Source organism: Opacimonas viscosa (assembly GCF_024199005.1).
In the GTDB taxonomy this organism is placed as follows: Bacteria; Pseudomonadota; Gammaproteobacteria; order Enterobacterales; family Alteromonadaceae; genus Opacimonas; species Opacimonas viscosa.
Window position 1 is genome coordinate 40,980 of the sequence record NZ_JANATA010000013.1, and the last position, 21,387, is coordinate 62,366.

The 21,387-nt window shown below is 42.9% G+C and carries 19 protein-coding genes; 15 read left to right on the plus strand and 4 right to left on the minus strand.

Features of this window, described 5'->3' with window-relative positions:
- Positions 1-8: 8 nt before the first annotated feature.
- Complete coding sequence (gene nadB / locus NLF92_RS08310; RefSeq protein WP_254100748.1) at positions 9-1,610, minus strand: L-aspartate oxidase; 1,602 nt, start codon at positions 1,608-1,610, stop codon at positions 9-11.
- 214 nt (positions 1,611-1,824) lie between these two features.
- Between nadB and rpoE the strand changes: the two genes are divergently transcribed.
- The 10 genes from rpoE (at position 1,825) to NLF92_RS08360 (ending at position 10,760) form a co-directional block, all read left to right on the plus strand.
- Entirely contained in the window at positions 1,825-2,403 is a 579-nt protein-coding gene (rpoE, locus tag NLF92_RS08315) for an RNA polymerase sigma factor RpoE (RefSeq protein ID WP_254100750.1), read from the plus strand.
- Between the two features lie 94 nt (positions 2,404-2,497).
- Positions 2,498-3,070, plus strand: coding sequence for a sigma-E factor negative regulatory protein (locus NLF92_RS08320; RefSeq protein ID WP_254100752.1), 573 nt, complete (start codon positions 2,498-2,500; stop codon positions 3,068-3,070).
- On the plus strand, positions 3,070-4,173 hold the full coding sequence (locus NLF92_RS08325) for a MucB/RseB C-terminal domain-containing protein (RefSeq protein WP_254100754.1): 1,104 nt from the start codon (positions 3,070-3,072) through the stop codon (positions 4,171-4,173). The genes NLF92_RS08320 and NLF92_RS08325 overlap by 1 nt, the downstream gene beginning before the upstream one ends.
- A 12-nt stretch (positions 4,174-4,185) precedes the next feature.
- On the plus strand, positions 4,186-4,701 hold the full coding sequence (locus NLF92_RS08330) for a SoxR reducing system RseC family protein (protein ID WP_254100756.1): 516 nt from the start codon (positions 4,186-4,188) through the stop codon (positions 4,699-4,701).
- 173 nt (positions 4,702-4,874) lie between these two features.
- Complete coding sequence (gene lepA, locus NLF92_RS08335) at positions 4,875-6,671, plus strand: translation elongation factor 4 (protein ID WP_254100758.1); 1,797 nt, start codon at positions 4,875-4,877, stop codon at positions 6,669-6,671.
- A complete protein-coding gene (gene lepB, locus NLF92_RS08340) occupies positions 6,671-7,558 on the plus strand; it encodes a signal peptidase I (protein WP_254100760.1) in 888 nt (295 codons plus the stop codon). Before lepA ends, lepB begins: the two co-directional genes overlap by 1 nt.
- A 35-nt stretch (positions 7,559-7,593) precedes the next feature.
- Positions 7,594-8,286 (plus strand): ribonuclease III, encoded by a 693-nt coding sequence (gene rnc, locus NLF92_RS08345; protein WP_254100838.1) that lies wholly within the window; start codon positions 7,594-7,596, stop codon positions 8,284-8,286.
- Positions 8,279-9,190 carry a GTPase Era gene (gene era / locus NLF92_RS08350; protein WP_254100762.1) on the plus strand — a complete coding sequence of 304 codons (912 nt, stop codon included), beginning with the start codon at positions 8,279-8,281 and terminating at the stop codon, positions 9,188-9,190. The genes rnc and era overlap by 8 nt, the downstream gene beginning before the upstream one ends.
- A 102-nt stretch (positions 9,191-9,292) precedes the next feature.
- Positions 9,293-9,934, plus strand: a complete 642-nt coding sequence (gene pdxH / locus NLF92_RS08355; RefSeq protein ID WP_254100765.1) for a pyridoxamine 5'-phosphate oxidase — start codon at positions 9,293-9,295, stop codon at positions 9,932-9,934.
- A gap of 34 nt (positions 9,935-9,968) precedes the next feature.
- Positions 9,969-10,760: a TatD family hydrolase gene (locus tag NLF92_RS08360; protein ID WP_254100767.1), complete on the plus strand. Its 792-nt coding sequence runs from the start codon at positions 9,969-9,971 to the stop codon at positions 10,758-10,760.
- Between the two features lie 13 nt (positions 10,761-10,773).
- On the opposite strand, the gene NLF92_RS08365 is transcribed toward NLF92_RS08360, so the two are convergent.
- On the minus strand, positions 10,774-11,406 hold the full coding sequence (locus NLF92_RS08365; RefSeq protein WP_254100769.1) for a hypothetical protein: 633 nt from the start codon (positions 11,404-11,406) through the stop codon (positions 10,774-10,776).
- Positions 11,407-11,443: 37 nt separating this feature from the next.
- Here NLF92_RS08365 and serB point away from each other — a divergent pair, with 37 nt between their 5' ends.
- A complete protein-coding gene (gene serB, locus NLF92_RS08370; RefSeq protein WP_254100770.1) occupies positions 11,444-12,448 on the plus strand; it encodes a phosphoserine phosphatase SerB in 1,005 nt (334 codons plus the stop codon).
- Between the two features lie 18 nt (positions 12,449-12,466).
- Here the strand turns inward: serB and NLF92_RS08375 are convergent, their stop codons facing one another.
- Positions 12,467-14,899, minus strand: coding sequence for a PilZ domain-containing protein (locus NLF92_RS08375; protein WP_254100772.1), 2,433 nt, complete (start codon positions 14,897-14,899; stop codon positions 12,467-12,469).
- A gap of 89 nt (positions 14,900-14,988) precedes the next feature.
- Here NLF92_RS08375 and radA point away from each other — a divergent pair, with 89 nt between their 5' ends.
- Together radA and NLF92_RS08385 are read left to right on the plus strand one after the other, a co-directional pair.
- On the plus strand, positions 14,989-16,365 hold the full coding sequence (gene radA, locus NLF92_RS08380) for a DNA repair protein RadA (RefSeq protein WP_254100774.1): 1,377 nt from the start codon (positions 14,989-14,991) through the stop codon (positions 16,363-16,365).
- A gap of 422 nt (positions 16,366-16,787) precedes the next feature.
- Entirely contained in the window at positions 16,788-16,949 is a 162-nt protein-coding gene (locus tag NLF92_RS08385; protein WP_254100776.1) for a hypothetical protein, read from the plus strand.
- A 177-nt stretch (positions 16,950-17,126) separates the two neighbouring features.
- Here NLF92_RS08385 and ettA read toward each other — a convergent pair whose 3' ends face one another.
- Positions 17,127-18,794 carry an energy-dependent translational throttle protein EttA gene (gene ettA / locus NLF92_RS08390; RefSeq protein WP_254100778.1) on the minus strand — a complete coding sequence of 556 codons (1,668 nt, stop codon included), beginning with the start codon at positions 18,792-18,794 and terminating at the stop codon, positions 17,127-17,129.
- Positions 18,795-18,952: 158 nt separating this feature from the next.
- Here ettA and lpxD point away from each other — a divergent pair, with 158 nt between their 5' ends.
- The gene (lpxD, locus tag NLF92_RS08395) at positions 18,953-19,978 is read left to right on the plus strand and encodes a UDP-3-O-(3-hydroxymyristoyl)glucosamine N-acyltransferase (protein WP_254100781.1); all 1,026 of its coding nucleotides are present in this window, start codon (positions 18,953-18,955) and stop codon (positions 19,976-19,978) included.
- Positions 19,979-20,073: 95 nt separating this feature from the next.
- The gene (glyA, locus tag NLF92_RS08400) at positions 20,074-21,327 is read left to right on the plus strand and encodes a serine hydroxymethyltransferase (protein ID WP_254100783.1); all 1,254 of its coding nucleotides are present in this window, start codon (positions 20,074-20,076) and stop codon (positions 21,325-21,327) included.
- Positions 21,328-21,387 lie beyond the last annotated feature (60 nt).

Consider the following 21,387-nt stretch of genomic DNA (forward strand, 5'->3'; position numbering starts at 1 on the left):
AGTGGTGTCTATTCAACCCAGCCCAGTTCTTTGGATAATATCGTGGGTCCTGATTCAGGCAACATGTCTGGGTAATCCAGGTTGTAGTGCAAACCTCGGGACTCTTTTCGCTGCATCGCACACAGTACGATCAAGCGCGCCACGGTGACCAAATTACGCAACTCTAAAAGGTTGTTACTGACTCTAAAGTTGGCGTAGTAATCGTGGATCTCTAATTGCAACAACTCGATTCTGCGCAAAGCTCGTTCCAAACGTTTATCTGTCCGCACGATACCTACATAATCCCACATACACAAACGCAACTCATGCCAATTGTGTTGGATAATGACTTCTTCATCTGAGTCGATGACTTGACTCTCATCCCAAGGGTAAATCACTTCATCAGGCACAGGGGAATCTAAGCGACCAATAATATCAATCGCCGCCGAACGTGCATATACGACACATTCTAATAAAGAGTTACTGGCCATGCGATTGGCGCCATGCAGACCGGTATAAGCAACCTCACCAATCGCATATACGTTATGTAGATCCGTGCGGGCAAATTGGTCAGTGACGACACCACCACAACTATAATGCGCTGCTGGAACTATAGGAATTGGTTGTTGCGTGATATCGATTCCTAATGAGCGACATTTGCGATAAATATTGGGGAAGTGTTTGACAATAAAATCAGCAGGTTTATGGGAAATGTCCAAAAACATACAATCAGCACCCAGACGTTTCATTTCATAATCAATCGCTCTGGCCACGATATCTCTGGGTGCTAAATCACCGCGCTCATCAAATTTATGCATAAAGGGCGTACCATCCGGATGGATGAGCTTGGCACCTTCGCCACGCAACGCTTCGGTGATTAAAAAGTTGCCAGCATCTGGGTGGTAGAGGCAAGTTGGGTGAAATTGGTTGAACTCCATGTTAGCAACCGAGCAACCAGCACGCCATGCCATAGCAATTCCATCACCTGAAGCAACATCAGGATTTGAGGTATATTGATAAACTTTACTCGCACCGCCTGTGGCTAATACCACAATCTTACTTTTTATCGCATCTACGGCGTTGTTTTTACGATTTAAAATATACGCACCTAATACGGCTTTTTCATCGTTATTAGAACGGATCAGGTCAATCGCATTATATTTTTCAAAAACATGGATGTTGGGGTGTTGGAGTACCGCGTCAACGAGGGTAACTTGAACTGCTTCACCGGTAGCATCAGCAGAATGCAGGATGCGTCGGTGGCTATGTCCCCCTTCTTGGGTGAGGTGATATTCAGCATCTTTGCCATGCTCATCACGGCGATCAAAGGGCATCCCTAACTGGATCAGCCATTCCATCGCGTCTTTGGCATTTTCAGCGGTAAAGCGCACCGCAGCTTCTTCACAGAGTCCAGCACCTGCAATGAGGGTGTCTTGGACATGCGAATCAACGGTATCTTTTTCATCAAAAACAGCGGCAATCCCACCTTGGGCATAGCGGGTTGAGCCTTCACGCATATCAGATTTGCTCAGGACAATCACTTGGCAATGGTCAGCAATACTCAATGCTAAGCTTAGGCCTGCTGCACCGCTACCAATTATCAAAACATCACAATTATGTTGCACACTCACAATCGATTCCTCAACGGGTTATTTGCGCTGCATTTATAGGGCTAGCAAGGCTCGCAATATTAATGAAAACCCAATAAAACTCAAGTTTCTATTCACTTTACACAAAAAAAAACAAATAATATCGAACTAAATTATAAACATGCAGTCAATAATAGTGCTCGCAGTAGCCTAGAAAGAACAACAAAGACTAAATACTATGGGAGTGCAGGCTCGAATGAGCGAGCAAATAACGGACCAGCAGTTGGTGGAAAAAGTCCAAAATGGTGATAAACAAGCCTACAATTTACTGGTGTTAAAATATCAAAACCGCGTGACAAATTTAGTCGCTCGGTATGTAAAAAACTCAGGTGATGTTGCGGATGTTACCCAAGAGGCATTTATCAAGGCCTACCGCGCACTTCCGAATTTTCGTGGAGAAAGTGCTTTTTATACGTGGTTATATCGCATTGCGGTAAATAGTGCGAAAAACTATTTAGTATCCCAATCACGTAAGCCGCCAGCAAATGATGTTGACGCAGATGAAGCAGAGTTTTATGAAGGTGGAGAAGTCTTACATGAAATGGCGTCTCCAGAGAAAAAACTATTAACGAAAGAGATTGAGACGGTATTACTAGGTGCAGTAGCAAAACTTCCCGAAGACTTACGGATGGCAATTACCTTGCGTGAAATGGAAGGCATGAGTTATGAAGATATCGCAACGGTAATGGAATGTCCGGTGGGTACCGTTCGATCTAGAATATTTAGAGCACGAGAAGCAGTGGATAATGCTATTCGCCCTTTGTTGAATAGTTAGGCGAAAGCACCGAAAAGGCTCCTTAAGTCTAAAAAGTGTACAAATTTTTATAAAATGATATATTGCTCGGTACGGGCATCTTAGGAATGTTAATATGAGTGACAGGCAAGAAAATTTATCTGCATTTGTCGATGGTGAATCAGCACAGTTTGATATAGACCAACTACAAAATGACAAGGAATTACAAGCCAAGTGGCAAAACTACCATCTCTTGGGTGACACGCTACGTGGTGATGCTGTCATGGTTGCTGATACGTCAATTCTTGATGCTATTGCAGATGCCTTGGATGATGAGCCAACAATACTAGCACCACGCCGAAGCAAGCGTAAAACAGTATGGGACAATGTCGTCTCACTGAGTAAGCAGTCCTCTCAGTTTGCCGTCGCTGCAGGTGTCGCTGCTGTGATGATTTTAGGTGTACAGAGTTACAATACCGAACAAACACAGCCTTTTATGACCGCACCGACCTCAGGGCCTCAAGGTGGTTTGTCACCAGTGAGTTTGTCCCAATCTAGAACGATTGAAAATCCTAACCGTCAAGCGGTTGTTGAACAACGTAAGCGAATCAATGCGCTGCTTGTTGACCACAAACAGCAAGTACGTCTCCAAGCTGTTTTGGATGAAACCACGGAACCTGAAACTGTCCCAGAAGGAAAGCCTAAGTAATGGGTTTACGCACTTTTCCAAGCGGCCTGTTACGGGCCGTTTTTGTTTGTAGTTTATATTTGACTTCGAGCACATTCGCATTTTCTGCTGTTAGTCAGGCATCCTCAGATAACTCTATCGCAAAGCCACCTGCTGTCGTTGAAGCGAACGCTCAAGAAGTATTACTCAAAGTTTCTCATGCAGTAAATACACTCAATTATGAAGCTTCTTTGGTCGTATTTCGCCCCGGTAGTGAGCCCGTCCCGTATATTTGGCGACATGGTATTTTACCCGATATGGCAGTCACAGAATCCGATCACGTGAACAGCTCGCCCAAACCAAAAACGCTAGCTCCATCGACACCCACCAATAATACTGTTGAATATTTGAACAGTCTGAACGGACCGGGCGCACAAGTGGTACGGGTCGGAAATAAAGTGAGTTTCTTTGAAGCAGATAAGCCTGCTTTTGCTTTGCAACAATCACATATTCACGGTCCAATACCGCATAACTTAATCAGAAATCCCGCTGCTATATTTGCCGCTTATGATGTGGTTTTAGTTGGCAAAAGTCGGGTGACTGGCAAGGCAGCATTGCATTTTCGAGTGTTGAGTAAGGACGGTAGTCGTTACAGTTATGCACTGTGGGTCGATAGTGAAACCTACCTTCCATTGAAGTTAAATACACTGACCTTGAAAGGCGAAGTATTAGAACAAGTGCAAGTGACGAATTTAGTGATCACAGATTCAGTCCATGCTGATTTTCTAAAGTTGGAAGCTCAGCAATTACCCCAGGTTCGCCATATTAATCCTCCGAAAGAATTTGCCTTGAAATGGTCAATTACCTCTTTGCCGGTGGGGATGAAAGAAGTCAAACGCGATATTCATCGTTTGGCGATTACGGGTGAGTTAGTCGAGTATAAATTGCTCTCAGATGGGTTAGTAGATGTGTCGATTTATCTACAAAAAGCCGGTACTGTACCTCAGGATGATGTCTTGATTCGGAACCAATCAGAAACCTTTTTATCGCGGGTTAGGGATGGCCTGCAGTTAACGGTTGTTGGCAAAATACCAGCCCCTACAGCGAACAAAATTATGGAAATGATTGCTCTGAGTAGTACCTAAAGCAGGCCTGTCATGATTGAAGAACGCGGAACGATTACAGCCATTACTGAGCTGCCTGATGGACAGACAGGCATCGAGGTACACACTTCGGTGAAAACGACGTGTGGCAGTTGTAGTGCAAAAAAATCATGCAGTACGAGCGTAATTGCGGAGCATTTTACTCCGCATAGTGATGCCTTGTATTTTACGACCGACCAAGCGGTGCAAGTAGGCCAATCTGTGACCTTAGGGATCCGAGAAGAGACCTTATTAAAAGCGTCATTTATGGTGTATATATTGCCTTTGTGCAGTTTTATTGGCACTTTTATGTTGGCCCAATGGGTATTTTCTCAAACCGTTCTGGATCATGAGTTATTCCACTTGTTATGTGCGGTGTTGAGCACATTAGGCTTACTTGTTTATGTCAGTCGTCAGACGAAAAATAAGCACAATCAATACGCACCTAATCTATGTCATATTCTACCTGTACAACCTACAGCACAGTCTAGCGTCATAAAGGTGCAAGCAAGCACACCAAAGTCTCAGTAAATATCGCTTTTATCTAGGAAAGGCGGTAAAATAGTTAAAATTTTAGAATCGTTTAGAAAGCGGAGCATTAGGCTCACGACACTGGTGTATTGCGTATATTTGAAAAATACGAGAATGACTATAGTGATAAACGACTTCATTCAGTCTTGTACTTAAAGGTGGCATTACAACCTATGCAGCATTCTCATATTCGTAACTTCAGTATCATTGCTCACATTGACCACGGCAAATCAACCTTATCAGATCGTTTGATCCAAGATTGTGGTGGTTTAACTGAGCGTGAAATGGCCGCTCAGGTCCTTGATTCAATGGATATTGAAAGAGAACGTGGTATTACTATCAAAGCGCAAAGTGTCACGTTAAATTACACTGCGGATAACGGTGAGACCTATCAGTTAAACTTTATCGACACGCCTGGTCACGTCGATTTTACCTATGAAGTCTCGCGTTCCTTAGCGGCCTGTGAAGGAGCGCTGTTAGTTGTGGATGCAGGGCAAGGTGTCGAGGCACAAACCTTGGCTAACTGTTACACCGCGATTGAAATGGATATGGAAGTGGTCCCCATTTTAAACAAGATTGACTTACCCCAAGCCGACCCTCTGCGCGTTGCTGAGGAGATTGAAGACATCGTCGGTATTGATGCTTTAGATGCCGTCCGTTGTTCGGCTAAAACCGGTGTCGGTATCAAAGAAGTTTTAGAAGAAATTGTGGATAAAGTGCCGCCACCAGAAGGTGATCCGGATGCCCCACTAAAAGCTTTAATTATCGATTCATGGTTTGATAACTACCAAGGCGTCGTTTCTTTGGTACGTGTCATTGATGGTGAATTAAAAGCCAAAGACAAGATCAAAATTATGTCGAATGGTACTACACACTTGGCAGACAATGTCGGTATTTTTACGCCAAAACAAACGAAAACGGGTGTCTTACGCAGTGGCGAAGTTGGGTATGTGATTGCCGGGATCAAAGAAATTCACGGCGCTCCAGTCGGTGATACTATTACTTTAGCGAGTGAACCTGCTGCAGAAATGCTCCCGGGCTTTAAAAAAGTAAAACCACAAGTTTATGCCGGTTTATTCCCAGTGAGTTCTGATGATTACGAAGATTTTCGTGATGCACTAGCAAAATTAAGCTTAAATGACGCCTCTCTATTCTATGAGCCAGAAAGCTCATCTGCATTGGGTTTTGGTTTCCGGATTGGTTTCTTGGGTATGTTACACATGGAAATCATCCAAGAGCGTTTGGAGCGTGAGTATGATCTTGACCTGATTACGACCGCACCAACCGTGGTCTATGAAATTTTGACGACCAAGGGTGAAACCCTCTACGTGGACAACCCATCTAAACTACCAGCAGTGAATGATATTGAAGAATTGCGCGAGCCGATTGTTGAAGCCAACATATTAGTACCGTCAGAGTTTTTGGGTAACGTCATTACACTGTGTATTGAAAAACGTGGTGTCCAAACGAACATGGCTTACCACGGTAAGCAAGTGGCAGTGACCTATGAATTACCGATGGCAGAAGTGGTCTTAGATTTCTTTGACCGTCTAAAATCAACCAGCCGAGGTTTTGCTTCACTGGATTATAATTTCAAGAAATTCAATGCCGCAGATATGTGCCGTTTAGATATCTTAATTAACCAAGAACGGGTAGATGCACTTGCGATTATTACGCACAAAGAGAATGCGCAATATCGCGGTCGTGAGTTAGTGGAAAAATTAAAAGAACTGATCCCGCGGCAAATGTTTGATATTGCGATCCAAGCCGCTATTGGTAACCATGTCGTCGCTCGTAGTACAGTAAAACAGTTACGTAAAAACGTGATTGCAAAATGTTACGGTGGTGATATCAGCCGTAAGAAAAAGCTATTGCAGAAACAAAAAGATGGTAAAAAACGCATGAAGTCCGTAGGTAATGTAGAATTACCACAAGACGCTTTCTTGGCCGTTCTCAAGGTAGGTAAATAATGGCACAAACCTTTTCCATTTTTTTGGTGATATTGACCGTTGTTTCAGGACTCATTTGGTTAATCGACAGTCTCTTTTTTGCGCCAAAACGCAGAGAAAAAGCGATGGTAACCGGTGGTAAAGCCAGTGATGCTGAATTACCGTATCTAGTGGATACTGCACAACAAATCTTTCCTGTTGTCGCTTTCATCATGGTGTTGCGCTCGTTTCTGTACGAACCTTTCCAAATCCCTTCTGGCTCTATGATGCCAACATTGTTGGTCGGGGATTTTATTTTGGTTGAGAAGTACACTTATGGCCTCAAAGATCCCGTTACACGGACCAAATTTTGGGATATCGGTGCACCTGAACGAGGTGATATTGTGGTTTTCAAATACCCACCTGAACCACAGCTTGATTACATCAAGCGAGTAGTTGGTTTGCCTGGTGACCGCATATTTTATCGTCAAAAACAGATCACTGTTGTCCCTGCTTGTCCAAGTGGACAGGACTGTGCAAAACCTTTCATAGTCCCCATGAAACAAGTCGACAATGATGAATTTGTGCAAAATATGGTGCCTCTAAATCGTTTTGTTGAGCAACTTGGCGATGCGCAACACGAAATACTCCAGCACCCAATCTTGGCGGCATCACCTTCACAATTTTATCGTCAACCCGGTACAGCGATGGATGAGTGGGTAGTGCCACAAAATGCTTATTTTGTCCTGGGTGATAACCGTGACAACAGCCGTGATAGCCGTTTTTGGGGCTTTGTTTCAGATGAGCATTTAGTGGGTAAAGCAACAGCAATCTGGATCAGCTTTGAATTTGAACGCGGCGCAGATAGTATGTTGCCTAGCTGGATCCCAACTGGCATTCGTTTTAATCGCATAGGCGGTTTGCAGTGAGTCAAACAGGTAAGCACAATTCAGCCAAAAACAGCATGGCTAATAGAAAAGGCTTTGAACCCTTAGATATTTTAGAAAAGAAATTGGGTTATGTTTTTTCTAATAAAGCGCTTTTACAGCAAGCCTTGACGCATAAATCTGCAAGCAAAAAACACAATGAACGCTTAGAGTTTTTGGGTGATGCGGTGTTGGGTTTGGTGATTGCTGAGTATTTGTTCGAGCGTTTTCCTGAATTATCAGAAGGAAAACTGACTCGCATGCGCTCCACGCTGGTCAAAGGGGTTACTTTAGCTGAGATTGCTGCAGAGCATGATATTGGTAGTTATTTGAAACTCGGCCCAGGCGAACTTAAAAGTGGTGGTCAACGTCGAGAATCCATCTTAGAAGATGCTGTCGAATCGTTGATTGGCGCGATGTACGAAGATGCGGATATTGCCACATGTCGTGACTTTATTATGCGTTGGTTCGCATCACGAATTGCTGCGCTAGATCCCAATGAGCATCCCAAGGATGCTAAAACCCGATTACAAGAATATTTGCAAGGTCGCAAATATTCCCTTCCTGAATACGAAGTGACAAATATTAGTGGTAAAGATCATGATCAGACTTTTACAGTAACCTGTACGAGCGATGCTTTCCCTGAGGCGATTACCGGTAGCGGTAATAGTCGTCGTAAAGCGGAGCAAGAAGCTGCGCGCGTAATGTTAGAGAAAATACAAAATGCATGATCTTCCTGAAGTTAATACCTATTGTGGCATGGTTGCAATCGTTGGCCGTCCTAATGTAGGAAAATCTACCATATTGAATGAAATTATTGGCCAAAAAGTCAGTATTACCTCGCGTAAACCGCAAACTACCCGTCACCGTATTATGGGGATTGATACACTCGATGATCGCCAAGCAATTTACGTGGACACGCCAGGCCTGCACAGCGAAGAAAAAAGAGCCATTAATCGCTATATGAATCGAGCTGCATCGAGTTCACTCGGTGAAGTGTCATTGGTCTTATTTGTCGTCGAAGGTACCCGCTTCAATGATGACGATAAAATGGTGTTAAAGAAGATAAAAAATTCTCGTTTACCGGTTTGGTTAATAGTTAACAAAACGGACAAAGTCGAAGATAAAAATGCGTTAATGACCCATCTACAATGGCTGCACGAGCAACATGATTTTGCTCACGTCATTCCTGTGAGTGCTAAGCAAAACAAATACATCACAGAGTTACGTGATATGGTGATGGAGCAGTTACCGCCTAGTGAGTTCTATTTCCCAGAAGAGTATATTACCGACCGTTCTAGTCGCTTTATGGCAGCAGAGATTATTCGTGAAAAACTCATGCGCTATACCGGGGACGAGTTACCTTATTCAGTGACGGTCGAGATTGAACAGTTTAAGATGACTGAAAATGGTGTCTACCGCATAAATGGTTTGATTTTGGTTGAACGCGAAACTCAAAAACGCATGGTCATTGGCAAGCAAGGTTCACATCTGAAAACGATGGGTTCCGATGCACGTAAAGATTTAGAAGAGTTGTTTCAGAACAAAGTCTTCTTGGAATTGTGGGTGAAAGTCAAGTCCGGTTGGGCAGATGATGAACGCGCTTTACGTAGTTTGGGTTACGATAATCAATAAGCGATAGTGACCTATTTTCAGTGATTGTCGTATTAGTGACTTTGTAGATAAGAAAACAACAGACCCTAGTGTTGTTGTTGATTACACAATGATGAGGTTTGCATGAGTACATTTAATCAATATCGCCGTGAATATACGATGGGTTCTTTGGAAGAACAAGATCTCGAACAGGACCCTTTAGTGCTCTTTAAGCAGTGGTTAGACAATGCGATTGAGTCAGGGATCCCAGATCCTAATGCCATGACTGTAGCGACTGTCGATAGTTCGGGGCAGCCTAGTCAACGGATCGTATTGCTCAAAGATTTCTCTGCAGATGGTTTTGTGTTTTATACTAATTTGGGTAGTCGCAAAGCGCAGGAATTAAAGCAAAACTCTAAGATTTCCTTACATTTCCCATGGCATATGTTAGAACGTCAGGTACGCATTTGTGGTGAGGCTGAGCCCTTATCACGAACTGCAGTGGCTAAGTATTTCTTTTCTCGTCCCAAAGATTCACAAATCGGGGCTTTGGCTTCTAAGCAGTCACAGCCGATTAGTAATCGTCAAATGTTGTTAACTCAGTGGCGTCAATTAAAAGAAAAGTTTGCTGAAGGTGCTGTGCCTTTACCTGATTTTTGGGGTGGGTATTTAGTCAAACCTCACCAAATTGAATTTTGGCAGGGCGGCGAACATCGTTTACATGACCGTTTTGAGTTTTCGCGCACAGAGTCAGATACTTGGCAAATCCAACGTTTGAACCCTTAAGACTCAGGCTTACCTAAGCGAGGTGGCATGCACCATGAAAGTTGATACTCATTGCCACCTAGATCTATCTGTTTTTGCGGAGGATATCGACGAGGTACTGTGTCGCGCCACACAGGCCGGTGTCAGTGAGTGTATCATTCCAGCTATTGATCCAGCGCATTGGCAAAAACAATTTACGTTAGCGCGAACCTACCCCCACATTCGTTTTACACTGGGTTTTCATCCTTATTTTCTCAGCCCTTTATTAGCCAAATATGCGGTAGACCAATTAATCTCTCAGTTGGACCAGACTATTCAAGAGACGCTAACTGGTCAGCTTAAAACGCAGTTTATTGGGGTGGGGGAGATTGGCGTAGATAGAGCAATTGAACTTGATATTAAGATCCAAGAAACCATGTTTGTAGAGCAACTCGGACTCGCTAAGCAGTATCATTTACCGGTGATTGTGCATCATCGAAAATCCCATGACCGCTTACTGGGACTTATCAAACAATCAGGTTTCACTGGTGGCGGTATTATTCATGCCTTTTCAGGTAATGCTCTCGTGGCCCAAGCGTATATTGAGCTGGGATTTAAATTAGGGATCGGGGGGACGATCACTTACCCCAGAGGCAGTAAAACTAGAGAAGCATTATTAGCGGTGGGTTTGGAGCATTGCGTGCTCGAAACGGATAGTCCGGATATGCCAATGTATGGTCGACAAGGTCAGCGCAATGAACCTGCATTTATTACTGATGTTGTGACAGTCCTGGCCGATTTGTTTGGTGTTGAAGAGTCAGTGGTTGAGGCTTTGACTACGCAAAATACGCGATCTGTTTTCGCATAACGGTCCGGTGACTTTAACTATCCATACTGTGTGTTTTATAGAGTCTTCTGGCATTTAAATAGTACAGGCGCATACACAAAATCCCAAAAATCATGCCTACTACTAGGGCACTGGTAATCAATACGTTTTGCCCTTTGCTGAGTTCCAACATGGTCTGATTTAAAATATCATCTCTGATGACAAAGCGGATATAACCGATAGTTTCATCATTATGTGAAATAGGTGAGACATATACCGTATATGGAGCACTTTCGCCCAATGCCAAATCCTTGATATTTGGATACTCACCGACCGATGCGAGGGTGACGCCGTAACGGTCAAACAAACGAATACCTTTGAAGTCCCCCATAGTTAAATAGTGCTCTAAGGTATCTTGAAGTTGTGCGGTATTGGATTTTTTATTATCTATGTTCTCAATTAACCAAGGGCTCAATGTGCCAGCTGAAATACTACTGACTCTCTCACCGAGTTGCTGCGTGTATTGGGTATATTGATTTTCCAGGACGCGCGTTTGGGTTTGCCATAAAAAAACAATAGCAAGGAGGGTTAAAATAATAAAAACAGCGCGAAACAATAAGCGATACATAGATTTATCTAATAAATTAGGTACACTTACCACATTAGAACAAGTCGGTCTTTTTGCCAAGCAGTACTTGCGTTTTTGTTTTATTTAAAGGTTTCTCATGGCTCATTTTTTCTCTGGTAATGCACGTTTTTCATATACTGATTTTATCAATTACATGCAGCAATCCACCTTTCATACCTACGCTTGTCAGTCCCAACAATGGTCAGCTAGTCAATCTTCGAGCTCGTCTGCACCGGTTGTCACTGTGGTGACAGATAATCCAAATGCTCACATTATTGAATCTATTATCAGCACGTTGGCAGAGCAGGTGACATGTGAGCAAGTCTATGTGCATGCCATGAGTGAACACTTGGGAGCTACTGGAATTTGTATCTCTGTAGATAGGTTGCCAGAACATGCCTTGGTGACTCAACTTTCCGATAAATTTCATGTTGAGATCTTCGCCCAAGAAGCACAGCCTATGCTAACTGAGCCTGGAGTGTTGGTGATGGATATGGATTCAACCGTTATTCAAATTGAGTGTATTGATGAAATCGCCAAGCTTTGTGGCAAAGGAGAAGAAGTCAGTGCCGTCACCGAGCTCGCCATGCAAGGAAAACTGGATTTCGCTGAAAGTTTACTGCAACGCGTCCAGTGTTTGGCAGGGATTGATATTAAACACTTAGCACAAATCAGAGACAGTATTCCGTTGATGCCTGGGATCTATACTTTGTTGCAACATTTACAAGCGCATGGCTGGACGACTGCGATTGCATCGGGAGGTTTTACTTATTTTGCTGAGTACTTACAGGCCCGTCTTGGTTTAGATATGGTGGTAGCAAATGAACTGGGCCAAGAAAATGGCTTATTAACCGGGACGATTAATGGCCCAATCAGCGATGCGCAAACCAAAGCAGATACATTAAATCATCTGGTTGCAGAACGACAAATTCCTCATGAACAAACCATTGCATTAGGCGATGGTGCTAATGATTTAGTTATGATGGCACATGCCAAGCTAGGTATGGCGTATCATGCTAAACCTCTCGTCCAAGAAAAGGCGACAGCGGCAATTCGTTTCGGTGGTTTAGAAAATACGTTGTTTGCCCTGCGAGCAAATTAAATAACGGGGATGAAAGCGTTAGCCAGCGAGATGTTGGTCTGCTTGCAGAGCCTGCTCTACTAGTCCATAGCGGTACATGATCTCATCTGTGACATCAAGGACGTAGCCAAAGGCTTTCATCGACTCGAGCTGTGTTTTGAATAAGGTCGCTTTGTGTTTTGAATGGGACGCCAGGTATTCGAGTTCGACTTGCAGGGTGTCAAAATCCACATTTGCCGTTGGCTGTAGGACGAGTTGGACAGCGATAAAATTCCCATATTCTTGAGCTTTACGGATAAAGTACAAGCGCTGATTATCATCTTTAAAATGCTCATTAAGTACCGGTTTAATCGCTTTATTGATATTGGTAGCCGCTAAATCGAATGCGATATAAATCGTGTGTTGTTGCTCGATTTCTGTATCTCTAAAGTTTCTCAGACACTTTTGGATAAACGGTGATATTTGATGTCGGTCTCGATACAAAAACTCCCAATTAAAAAAGTCTTTTTCCGCAAACATAGATAAAAAAGAAAATAATCGGCCTTCGCCTTGGTTATAAATAGAGAATTCTGGGGCTGAAAAACTATTATTGCGATTGATAAAAAAGGCGACATTGGTTGCGTTTTTAGCGTAAAGGCAACGCAAGGCATAACACAGCCCCTGGACTGACTCTTCTATTTTTTCAGCTTTCAATTTATCTTTATTTTTACTGATCAGGTGATTGAAAAATGCACGTGCACTTTCTGATTTTTTACCAAATGGGCTAATGCGCAAATGCAAAATATGGCGATTAGTATGCATACTCACAATATTATAGGTAAGGCGCTCTAGAGAATGGTTTGTCGTAAGTTCTTGTAACTTTGGAAAACTGACCTTAATTTGCATATCTTCGGTGTACGGCAAGGCTTCATTGAGTTCCAGTCGAATTCCCGAGACAGAAAAATCTTCGGTGTGACCTTTAATCAACTTCCCCGCGACTTCAACAGTGATTGCAGAGCGCAAAAAATAACGTGTTTCATGTCGGATATCTTCATTTTTGTGCCGCGTGATCTCAATCTGTGGGGGTAGATTTTTATGAGAATGGGCAAATTCACTGATCGTTTTGCTATTGCTATTGGTAATTTGGGTGTGCTGATAAAAAAGTTGTCCGTGTTTATCCGTTACGTCAGAAATGACTACAATAAGGCGAATATTTTTGAGTTTAGCCATTAACCTTGCTGGAGGCGGTGTATTCAGTTCTTTCGCATTTTTGTGAGCATAATCAGCAATAGATAATGGTGTATGCACGTCACTTGGGCTTGCATCCGTTAATTGTAATTTAAATACTCGCCAACTCGCCTTATGCGAACCAATACGTAAAAAAACGTCACGAATTTTCCCGTTTTTGTTTAATTCACTTTGCGATGCTGAGTAAAAAAACACCTTACCTTTACTTACGTGATTAAACGTGTACACGTAAATAGATGCGTCTTGGCCTTGCTGTTTTTGTAGTTCTGCCAAACGTGATTGTGAGACTAAATCGCCCAATCGTTGCTGGTGATTTTCATCATACCAATAACTCATTAGTTGGTCGTTAGCATGGTTTAGCATGGCGTATTTGGGGATCAGTTCACCATGCTCATGACTGATAAAAACCGGTAAAGAAGGGAATTTAGGTGTAAAGAACTGCTCACACATTTTATTTTCTAACGCATTAATCGTATTGTCGATATTGAGCTTGTAGCGATACTTGTTGCCCCGAATGAACTTAGTGAGAAATTCATTAAAGTCTGGATCTTCTTGTAACTGACTGCGGTTACAAAAAATCTTTTTGGTCACCCCTTGTCTGACCCCTTTGAGCACCGTAAAACGAATGGGCATGTTTGAAAAATGGGTACTTTGTTCTTCTAAACCCGAAAATACCACATCGATTATTTCACCATCGTTGAGCAGTGGTGAGCCTTCATATTTGAACTGTAAGCCACTGATGGATACATCAATCGAACGGGCGTGGATTTTTTTCCCATCACTGCGATAAATAACCAATGGTATCGATAAATGCATACGCTCGGCGTTGCGTTGGGCAAAATCCAAAAATTTGAATGTCGGAGTGATAAATTCTGCTAATTCACGGGCATCTGCTAGACCTAAGATTAATTCTTGGATCAAGGTATCTATCGATTCGAATACACCTACTGTGTAGAGACCAAAACGCATATGCTCAGTATCAAAACGCTCTTTGATTTCAGGAGTCATATAATGCGTTAAATAAGCGACTTTATACTCTTGGACTTCCTCGAGATTGGTATGCCGCATGTCAATAATAGTTTTACATGGTTGTTGTAATCTAGCGCATTCTGCTTCCACTTCTTGTTGTTGGGCTTTACTTAATGAGAGGTAAAAATGATGTTTTCTGACAGCATCAGGATTCGTTTGCTGAGCATCTAGCAACATTTGTAAAACTTGGGAAAGTGCACTACTTTGCGTCAACATCTAACGGATCCATTTGTCAGGGTTTTAATATACTTAAATATAGTTACAATAAGCATTATCGGCACAAAAAATATTAAGTTGAAGTAAAAATGGCGAAGAAAAAGACCAGTTTTGTCTGTAGTGATTGTGGCTCAGACCATCCGCGTTGGCAGGGCCAATGTAATGACTGCAAAGCTTGGAATACTTTATCTGAATTTGTTGTAAGCCAATCTTCTTCTCCCGCTGTACGAAATTTAAGCGGATACGCAGGGCAAACCACTGCGCAAATTGAAACCTTGTCGAGTATTGATTTACAGGCGTTACCACGATTTTCTTCTGGTTTTAAAGAAATGGACCGTGTGTTAGGCGGCGGTATCGTTCCTGGGAGTGCTGTTTTAATTGGTGGTTCACCAGGTGCGGGCAAGTCGACCCTATTACTCCAAGTCATGTGTCAGTTGGCTGAAGGTAAAAACGTCTTATACATCACCGGCGAAGAATCACTCCAGCAGGTCGCTATGCGCGCTCAACGTCTAGGCCTTGCCAATGACCGTTTACAATTATTAGCCGAAACCAACGTGGAAGCGATTTGTGATTTGGCATTGACGCATAAACCCGATGTCATGGTGATAGACTCGATTCAAGTCATGCATGTGGTCGATGTTACATCCGCCCCAGGCAGTGTGTCTCAGGTCAGAGAAAGTGCTGCGTATTTGACCCGCTTTGCCAAACAAAATCATATTGCGATGTTCTTAGTCGGCCATGTCACCAAAGACGGTAGTCTAGCCGGACCTAAAGTACTGGAACATTGTATTGATTGCTCAATGATGCTCGATGGTGATGCTGACGGTCGTTTTCGTACCTTACGCAGTCATAAAAATCGCTTTGGCGCAGTCAACGAACTAGGCGTCTTTGCGATGACCGAAAAAGGCTTAAAAGAAGTATCCAATCCATCAGCGATATTCTTGTCACGAGATGAACAGCAATCCCCTGGTAGTATCGTAATGGTCGTGTGGGAAGGCACTCGTCCCTTGCTTGTCGAAATCCAAGCCTTGGTTGATTATACCCAAACCCATAACCCGAAAAGAATTGCCGTAGGACTCGAACAAAATCGCATGGCCATGCTATTAGCCGTTTTACATCGTCACGGAAATGTCCAAATGAACGACCAAGACGTTTTTGCAAACGTTGTCGGTGGGGTTAAAGTCGCCGAAACTAGCGCCGATCTCGCTCTATTACTAGCCATGGTCTCCAGTTTTAGGAACAAAGCACTCTCACAAAAACTCATCGCCTTTGGTGAAGTCGGCTTATCTGGAGAAATTCGTCCCGTGCCTAATGGTATAGAGCGATTAAGCGAAGCCGCTAAACACGGCTTTAACACCGCGATTGTTCCTAAATCTAACGCCCCGAAAACCCCTATTAAAGGCCTCAAAGTCATCCCCGTATCTCGATTATCACAAGCCTTGGACGCTATGGCTGATATGGAGTAACCTGCATTCATATTGATACTTGTGGTTAATTTCACCAATATGGTTTTATCACTCTTTGCTCATTTGTCGGCTGGCGCCTAAATCATTCACAAAGACCGATAAACCCATTAGTGGGTGGTAATTTTACTCATGAAGTTTGTTTGGTATTGGATGGCTATGTTTTTCTTGAATGATTTGCATCCGTAGGATGCTTAATGAAAGGAAAATGTAGTCGTACAAAATATTCAGACAGAATCTATATTGATACTTGTGGTTAATTTCACCAATATGGTTTTATCACTCTTTGCTCATTTGTCGGCTGGCGCCTAAATCATTCACAAAGACCGATAAACCCATTAGTGGGTGGTAATTTTACTCATGAAGTTTGTTTGGTATTGGATGGCTATGTTTTTCTTGAATGATTTGCATCCGTAGGATGCTTAATGAAAGGAAAATGTAGTCGTACAAAATATTCAGACAGAATCCATATTGATACTTGTGGTTCACTTCACCAGTATGGTTTTATCAATCTTCGCTCATTTGACGGCTTGCGCCTAAATCATTCACAAAGACCGATAAACCCATTAGTGGGTGAGCAATTCTAGTTATCTTGGTTTTATCAATCTTTGCTCATTTGTCGGCTTGCGCCTAAATCATTCACAAAGACTGATAAACCCAATAGTGGGTGAGCAATTCTAGTTATCTTGGTTTTATCAATCTTTGCTCATTTGTCGGCTTGCGCCTAAATCATTCACAAAGACTGATAAACCCAATAGGTAGACTTATTTACTTATGCGCTTATATTTAAGTCTGTGTGGTTCTACGATTTCGTGGCCGAAGTTCTCTTTGAGCCATGCCTCGTAGTCAGTGAAGTTACCTTCGTAGAAGTTGATTTTGCCTTCATCTCGGTAATCCATGATGTGTGTTGCCACTCTATCTAAGAACCATCTATCGTGCGAAATAACCATCGCGCAGCCAGGGAACTCCAAGATTGCATTTTCTAATGCACGTAATGTCTCAACATCCAAGTCATTGGTCGGCTCATCCAGTAATAGGACATTACCACCAGCTTGTAATAGTTTGGCTAGGTGGACACGGTTTCTTTCACCACCAGACAGGTCTTTGATGAATTTTTGCTGGTCGGTACCTTTGAAGTTAAAGCGTGAGCAGTATGCTCGGCTGTTGATTTCAAAGTTGCCGATCCGAATAATATCTTGGCCATCAGATATTTCCTGCCAAACCGTTTTGCTTCCATCCATGTGGTCACGGAACTGGTCAACACTGGCAATCTGGACTGTTTCACCAAGCGTAATCGTCCCACTGTCGGCTTTTTCTTGGTCTGTTAGCATTCTAAATAGCGTTGATTTACCGGCACCGTTAGGCCCGATAATTCCGACGATAGCCCCTTTAGGGACAGTAAATGTCAGATCATCAATTAATAAACGTTCGCCATATGATTTAGATAAATTTTCAACCTCAATAACCTTGTCACCTAAACGTTCTCCAGGCGGAATAAACAATTCATTGGTTTCATTGCGCTTTTGATAATCAGACGTATTCAACTCTTCAAAACGCGCCATCCGCGCCTTAGATTTCGTGCCCCGGCCTTTAGGATTTGTTCGGACCCATTCTAATTCTTGTTTAATCGACTTTTGGCGAGCATTTTCGGCGCGTTCTTCTTGCTCTAAACGCGTGTCTTTTTGTTCGAGCCACGATGAATAGTTACCTTCCCAAGGAATCCCCATTCCTCTATCTAATTCTAGGATCCAACCTGCAACATTATCGAGGAAATATCTATCGTGCGTAATAGCCACGACAGTACCTTCATAGTCATGTAAAAAACGCTCTAACCATGCTACAGATTCCGCATCCAAGTGGTTAGTCGGCTCATCGAGGAGTAACATGTCGGGCTTTTCGAGCAACAACTTACACAAAGCAACTCGGCGGCGCTCACCACCAGATAGTTTTGTGACATCGGCATCCCAAGGTGGTAAACGTAACGCATCAGCGGCACGTTCCAAGGCATTATCTAGGTTATGTCCGTCTTTGGTTTGAATAATCGCTTCTAATTCACCTTGTTCTTTGGCTAACGCATCGAAATCTGCATCAGGATCCGCATATGCTGCATAAACCTCATCAAGGCGTTTGATAGCACCAGCGACATCTGCTACCGCTAATTCGATATTGCCGCGTACATCCAAACTCTCATCAAGTTGAGGTTCCTGCGGTAAGTAACCTATTTTGATACCAGGAAGAGGGCGTGCTTCACCTTCAATCTCTGTATCTACACCAGCCATAATCCGCAGTAAGGTGGATTTACCGGCACCGTTTAAACCTAAAACGCCAATTTTAGCGCCAGGGAAAAAACTCAAAGAAATGTCTTTTAAAATATGACGATTGGGCGGGACGATTTTGCCCACGCGATGCATGGAATAGACGAACTGTGCCATGGAAGCCTCATGTGTAATTGTATAATCAATTTATTGTAATAGATCCCTTGTCAAAAATCAGGGAATATTTATCTGAGTGAAAGGAACGTTATCAGGCTGATTTAACTTTGTGCTAATATAATACTCAATCTGATTTTACTTCAACGATGAGACTCGTTATGGATCTTAAAACGATTGCTGAGCACCTAAACGCTTCCTTGCACAACATCACCGTGGCTGAAGCCACACAGCTTGATATCACCAAAGTGGCCCCCGTAGATAAAGCCCAGGCAGGTGATATTGCTTTTCTTAATGATAAAAAATATCTCAGTGCTTTGGCGGATACCCAAGCCAGTGCAGTGATTTTGAATGAAAAATTAGCCGCAGATTTTTCTGGTGTTGCCCTCGTGGTAAAAGATCCTTATGTTGGTTTTGCGCTCACTGCACAACTGTTAGACCCAACACCTAAGCCGCATTATCAAATACATCCCAGTGCTTTTGTTGATCCTACAGCACAACTGGGTGAGCACGTCAGTATCGGTCCAAATGCAGTTATCGAGGCCGGCGTCATCCTCGGCGATAACGTTTCTATTGGACCTAACTCAGTGATTCGTGTGAATGCACAAATTGGCTCTGGTAGCTATATTCACCCTAATGTCACGATTTACCATAGTTGTGTATTGGGGCAAAACGTCGTGATTCATAGCGCGACCACTATTGGTTGTGACGGTTATGGTTATGCACCGAATGGTGGTTCTTGGGTGACCATTCCACAAACAGGCAAAGTTCTGATTGGTGATAATACGGAAATTGGGGCCAGTACGACGATTGATCGCGGAGCCTTGGAAGATACCGTAATTGGTGCGAATGTCATTATTGATAATCAAGTACATATTGCGCACAACGTTAAAGTCGGTGATGGTAGTTGTCTATGTGGTGGCACCATGATGGCTGGTAGTGTCGATATTGGTAAAAATGTCATTATCGCTGGTACGGTTGCGATAAATGGGCACATCAAAATTTGTGATAATGTACAAATAACAGGCAATACGATGGTGACGAGTGATATCAACGAGCCTGGGGTTTACTCATCAGGTATGCCGCATACGCCCTATTCTGAATGGCGTCGTAACTCTATTCGCTTGAAACAACTGGATAGTTTGTTTAAACGTGTCAAAGATCTAGAACGAAAAGCATTGTCTTAGATTTATTTTTTACGCACTTGTAGCTGTATTTATCCTAAAAAAGTGCGTAAAATTACCCAATAAAATTTCCTTAAAGCTTCACATAGGTGCATTCCATGTTAGACCGTAGTATGAATATCGCTGATTTTGACCCAGAATTAGCCAAAGCCATTGACCAAGAAAATCAACGTCAAGAACATCACATTGAGTTGATTGCCTCGGAAAATTATTGTTCACCACGCGTATTGGAAGCGCAAGGTTCACAGCTCACAAATAAATACGCAGAAGGATATCCTGGTAAGCGTTATTATGGTGGTTGTGAGTATGTTGATATTGTTGAGAATTTAGCCATTGAACGTGCCAAAGAATTATTTGGTGCTGACTATGCAAACGTCCAACCACACGCGGGTTCACAAGCAAATACAGCGGTATTTGGTGCATTATTAAATGCGGGTGACACAGTGTTAGGTATGAGCCTTGCCCATGGTGGTCACTTAACGCATGGTTCACATGTGAACTTTTCGGGCAAGATCTACAATGCTGTGCAGTACGGTATTGATGAAGCTGGTGTGATTGACTACGCACAAATTGAAGCCTTAGCATTAGAGCATAAGCCGAAAATGATTATCGGTGGTTTCTCGGCATACTCCGGTATTGTTGATTGGGCTAAATTCCGTGAGATTGCGGATAAAGTTGGTGCATATTTATTAGTGGATATGGCTCACATTGCTGGCCTAGTGGCTGCTGGTGTATACCCAAGTCCAGTTCCTCACGCACACGTAGTAACAACGACTACGCACAAAACATTAGCTGGTCCTCGTTCAGGTTTGATTATCTCTGCTTGTGGCGATGAAGACATTTATAAGAAGTTAAACTCTTCTGTTTTCCCTGGTAATCAAGGTGGTCCTTTATGCCATGTGATTGCAGCAAAAGCGGTTGCTTTTAAAGAAGCATTAGAGCCTGAGTTTAAAACGTACCAAGCTCAAGTAGTGAAAAACGCCAAAGCGATGGTTGCAGTGATGCAAGAACGCGGTTACAAAATCGTCTCTAACGGCACTGAAAACCACTTGTTCTTACTTGATTTGATTGACAAAGACATCACAGGTAAAGATGCAGATGCTGCACTTGGCCTAGCGAACATTACAGTCAATAAAAACTCAGTACCCAATGACCCGCGTTCTCCGTTTGTAACGTCTGGTCTGCGTATCGGTACGCCAGCGATTACGCGTCGTGGCTTTAAAGAAGCGGAAGCAGGTCAAGTTGCTAACTGGATCTGTGATATTTTAGATAACATGGGCGATGAAGGTGTATTAGACCGCGTTCGTTCAGAAGTGGTTGCCTTGTGTGAAGCGAACCCAGTTTATTCGTAATCCACAGCGCAGTTGAGATTAATTAGCCGGCTATATGCCGGTTAATTTGTTTATGGAGCA

What these genes read in the sequence shown, in the direction of transcription:
- rpoE (WP_254100750.1), top strand. Translation starts at nt 1,825, where the DNA reads ATGAGCGAGCAAATAACGGACCAGCAGTTGGTGGAAAAAGTCCAAAAT.
- NLF92_RS08320 (WP_254100752.1), top strand. Translation starts at nt 2,498, where the DNA reads ATGAGTGACAGGCAAGAAAATTTATCTGCATTTGTCGATGGTGAATCA.
- NLF92_RS08325 (WP_254100754.1), top strand. Translation starts at nt 3,070, where the DNA reads ATGGGTTTACGCACTTTTCCAAGCGGCCTGTTACGGGCCGTTTTTGTT.
- NLF92_RS08330 (WP_254100756.1), top strand. Translation starts at nt 4,186, where the DNA reads ATGATTGAAGAACGCGGAACGATTACAGCCATTACTGAGCTGCCTGAT.
- lepA (WP_254100758.1), top strand. Translation starts at nt 4,875, where the DNA reads ATGCAGCATTCTCATATTCGTAACTTCAGTATCATTGCTCACATTGAC.
- lepB (WP_254100760.1), top strand. Translation starts at nt 6,671, where the DNA reads ATGGCACAAACCTTTTCCATTTTTTTGGTGATATTGACCGTTGTTTCA.
- rnc (WP_254100838.1), top strand. Translation starts at nt 7,594, where the DNA reads ATGGCTAATAGAAAAGGCTTTGAACCCTTAGATATTTTAGAAAAGAAA.
- era (WP_254100762.1), top strand. Translation starts at nt 8,279, where the DNA reads ATGCATGATCTTCCTGAAGTTAATACCTATTGTGGCATGGTTGCAATC.
- pdxH (WP_254100765.1), top strand. Translation starts at nt 9,293, where the DNA reads ATGAGTACATTTAATCAATATCGCCGTGAATATACGATGGGTTCTTTG.
- NLF92_RS08360 (WP_254100767.1), top strand. Translation starts at nt 9,969, where the DNA reads ATGAAAGTTGATACTCATTGCCACCTAGATCTATCTGTTTTTGCGGAG.
- serB (WP_254100770.1), top strand. Translation starts at nt 11,444, where the DNA reads ATGGCTCATTTTTTCTCTGGTAATGCACGTTTTTCATATACTGATTTT.
- NLF92_RS08375 (WP_254100772.1), bottom strand. Translation starts at nt 14,899, where the DNA reads ATGTTGACGCAAAGTAGTGCACTTTCCCAAGTTTTACAAATGTTGCTA.
- radA (WP_254100774.1), top strand. Translation starts at nt 14,989, where the DNA reads ATGGCGAAGAAAAAGACCAGTTTTGTCTGTAGTGATTGTGGCTCAGAC.
- NLF92_RS08385 (WP_254100776.1), top strand. Translation starts at nt 16,788, where the DNA reads ATGAAAGGAAAATGTAGTCGTACAAAATATTCAGACAGAATCCATATT.
- ettA (WP_254100778.1), bottom strand. Translation starts at nt 18,794, where the DNA reads ATGGCACAGTTCGTCTATTCCATGCATCGCGTGGGCAAAATCGTCCCG.
- lpxD (WP_254100781.1), top strand. Translation starts at nt 18,953, where the DNA reads ATGGATCTTAAAACGATTGCTGAGCACCTAAACGCTTCCTTGCACAAC.
- glyA (WP_254100783.1), top strand. Translation starts at nt 20,074, where the DNA reads ATGTTAGACCGTAGTATGAATATCGCTGATTTTGACCCAGAATTAGCC.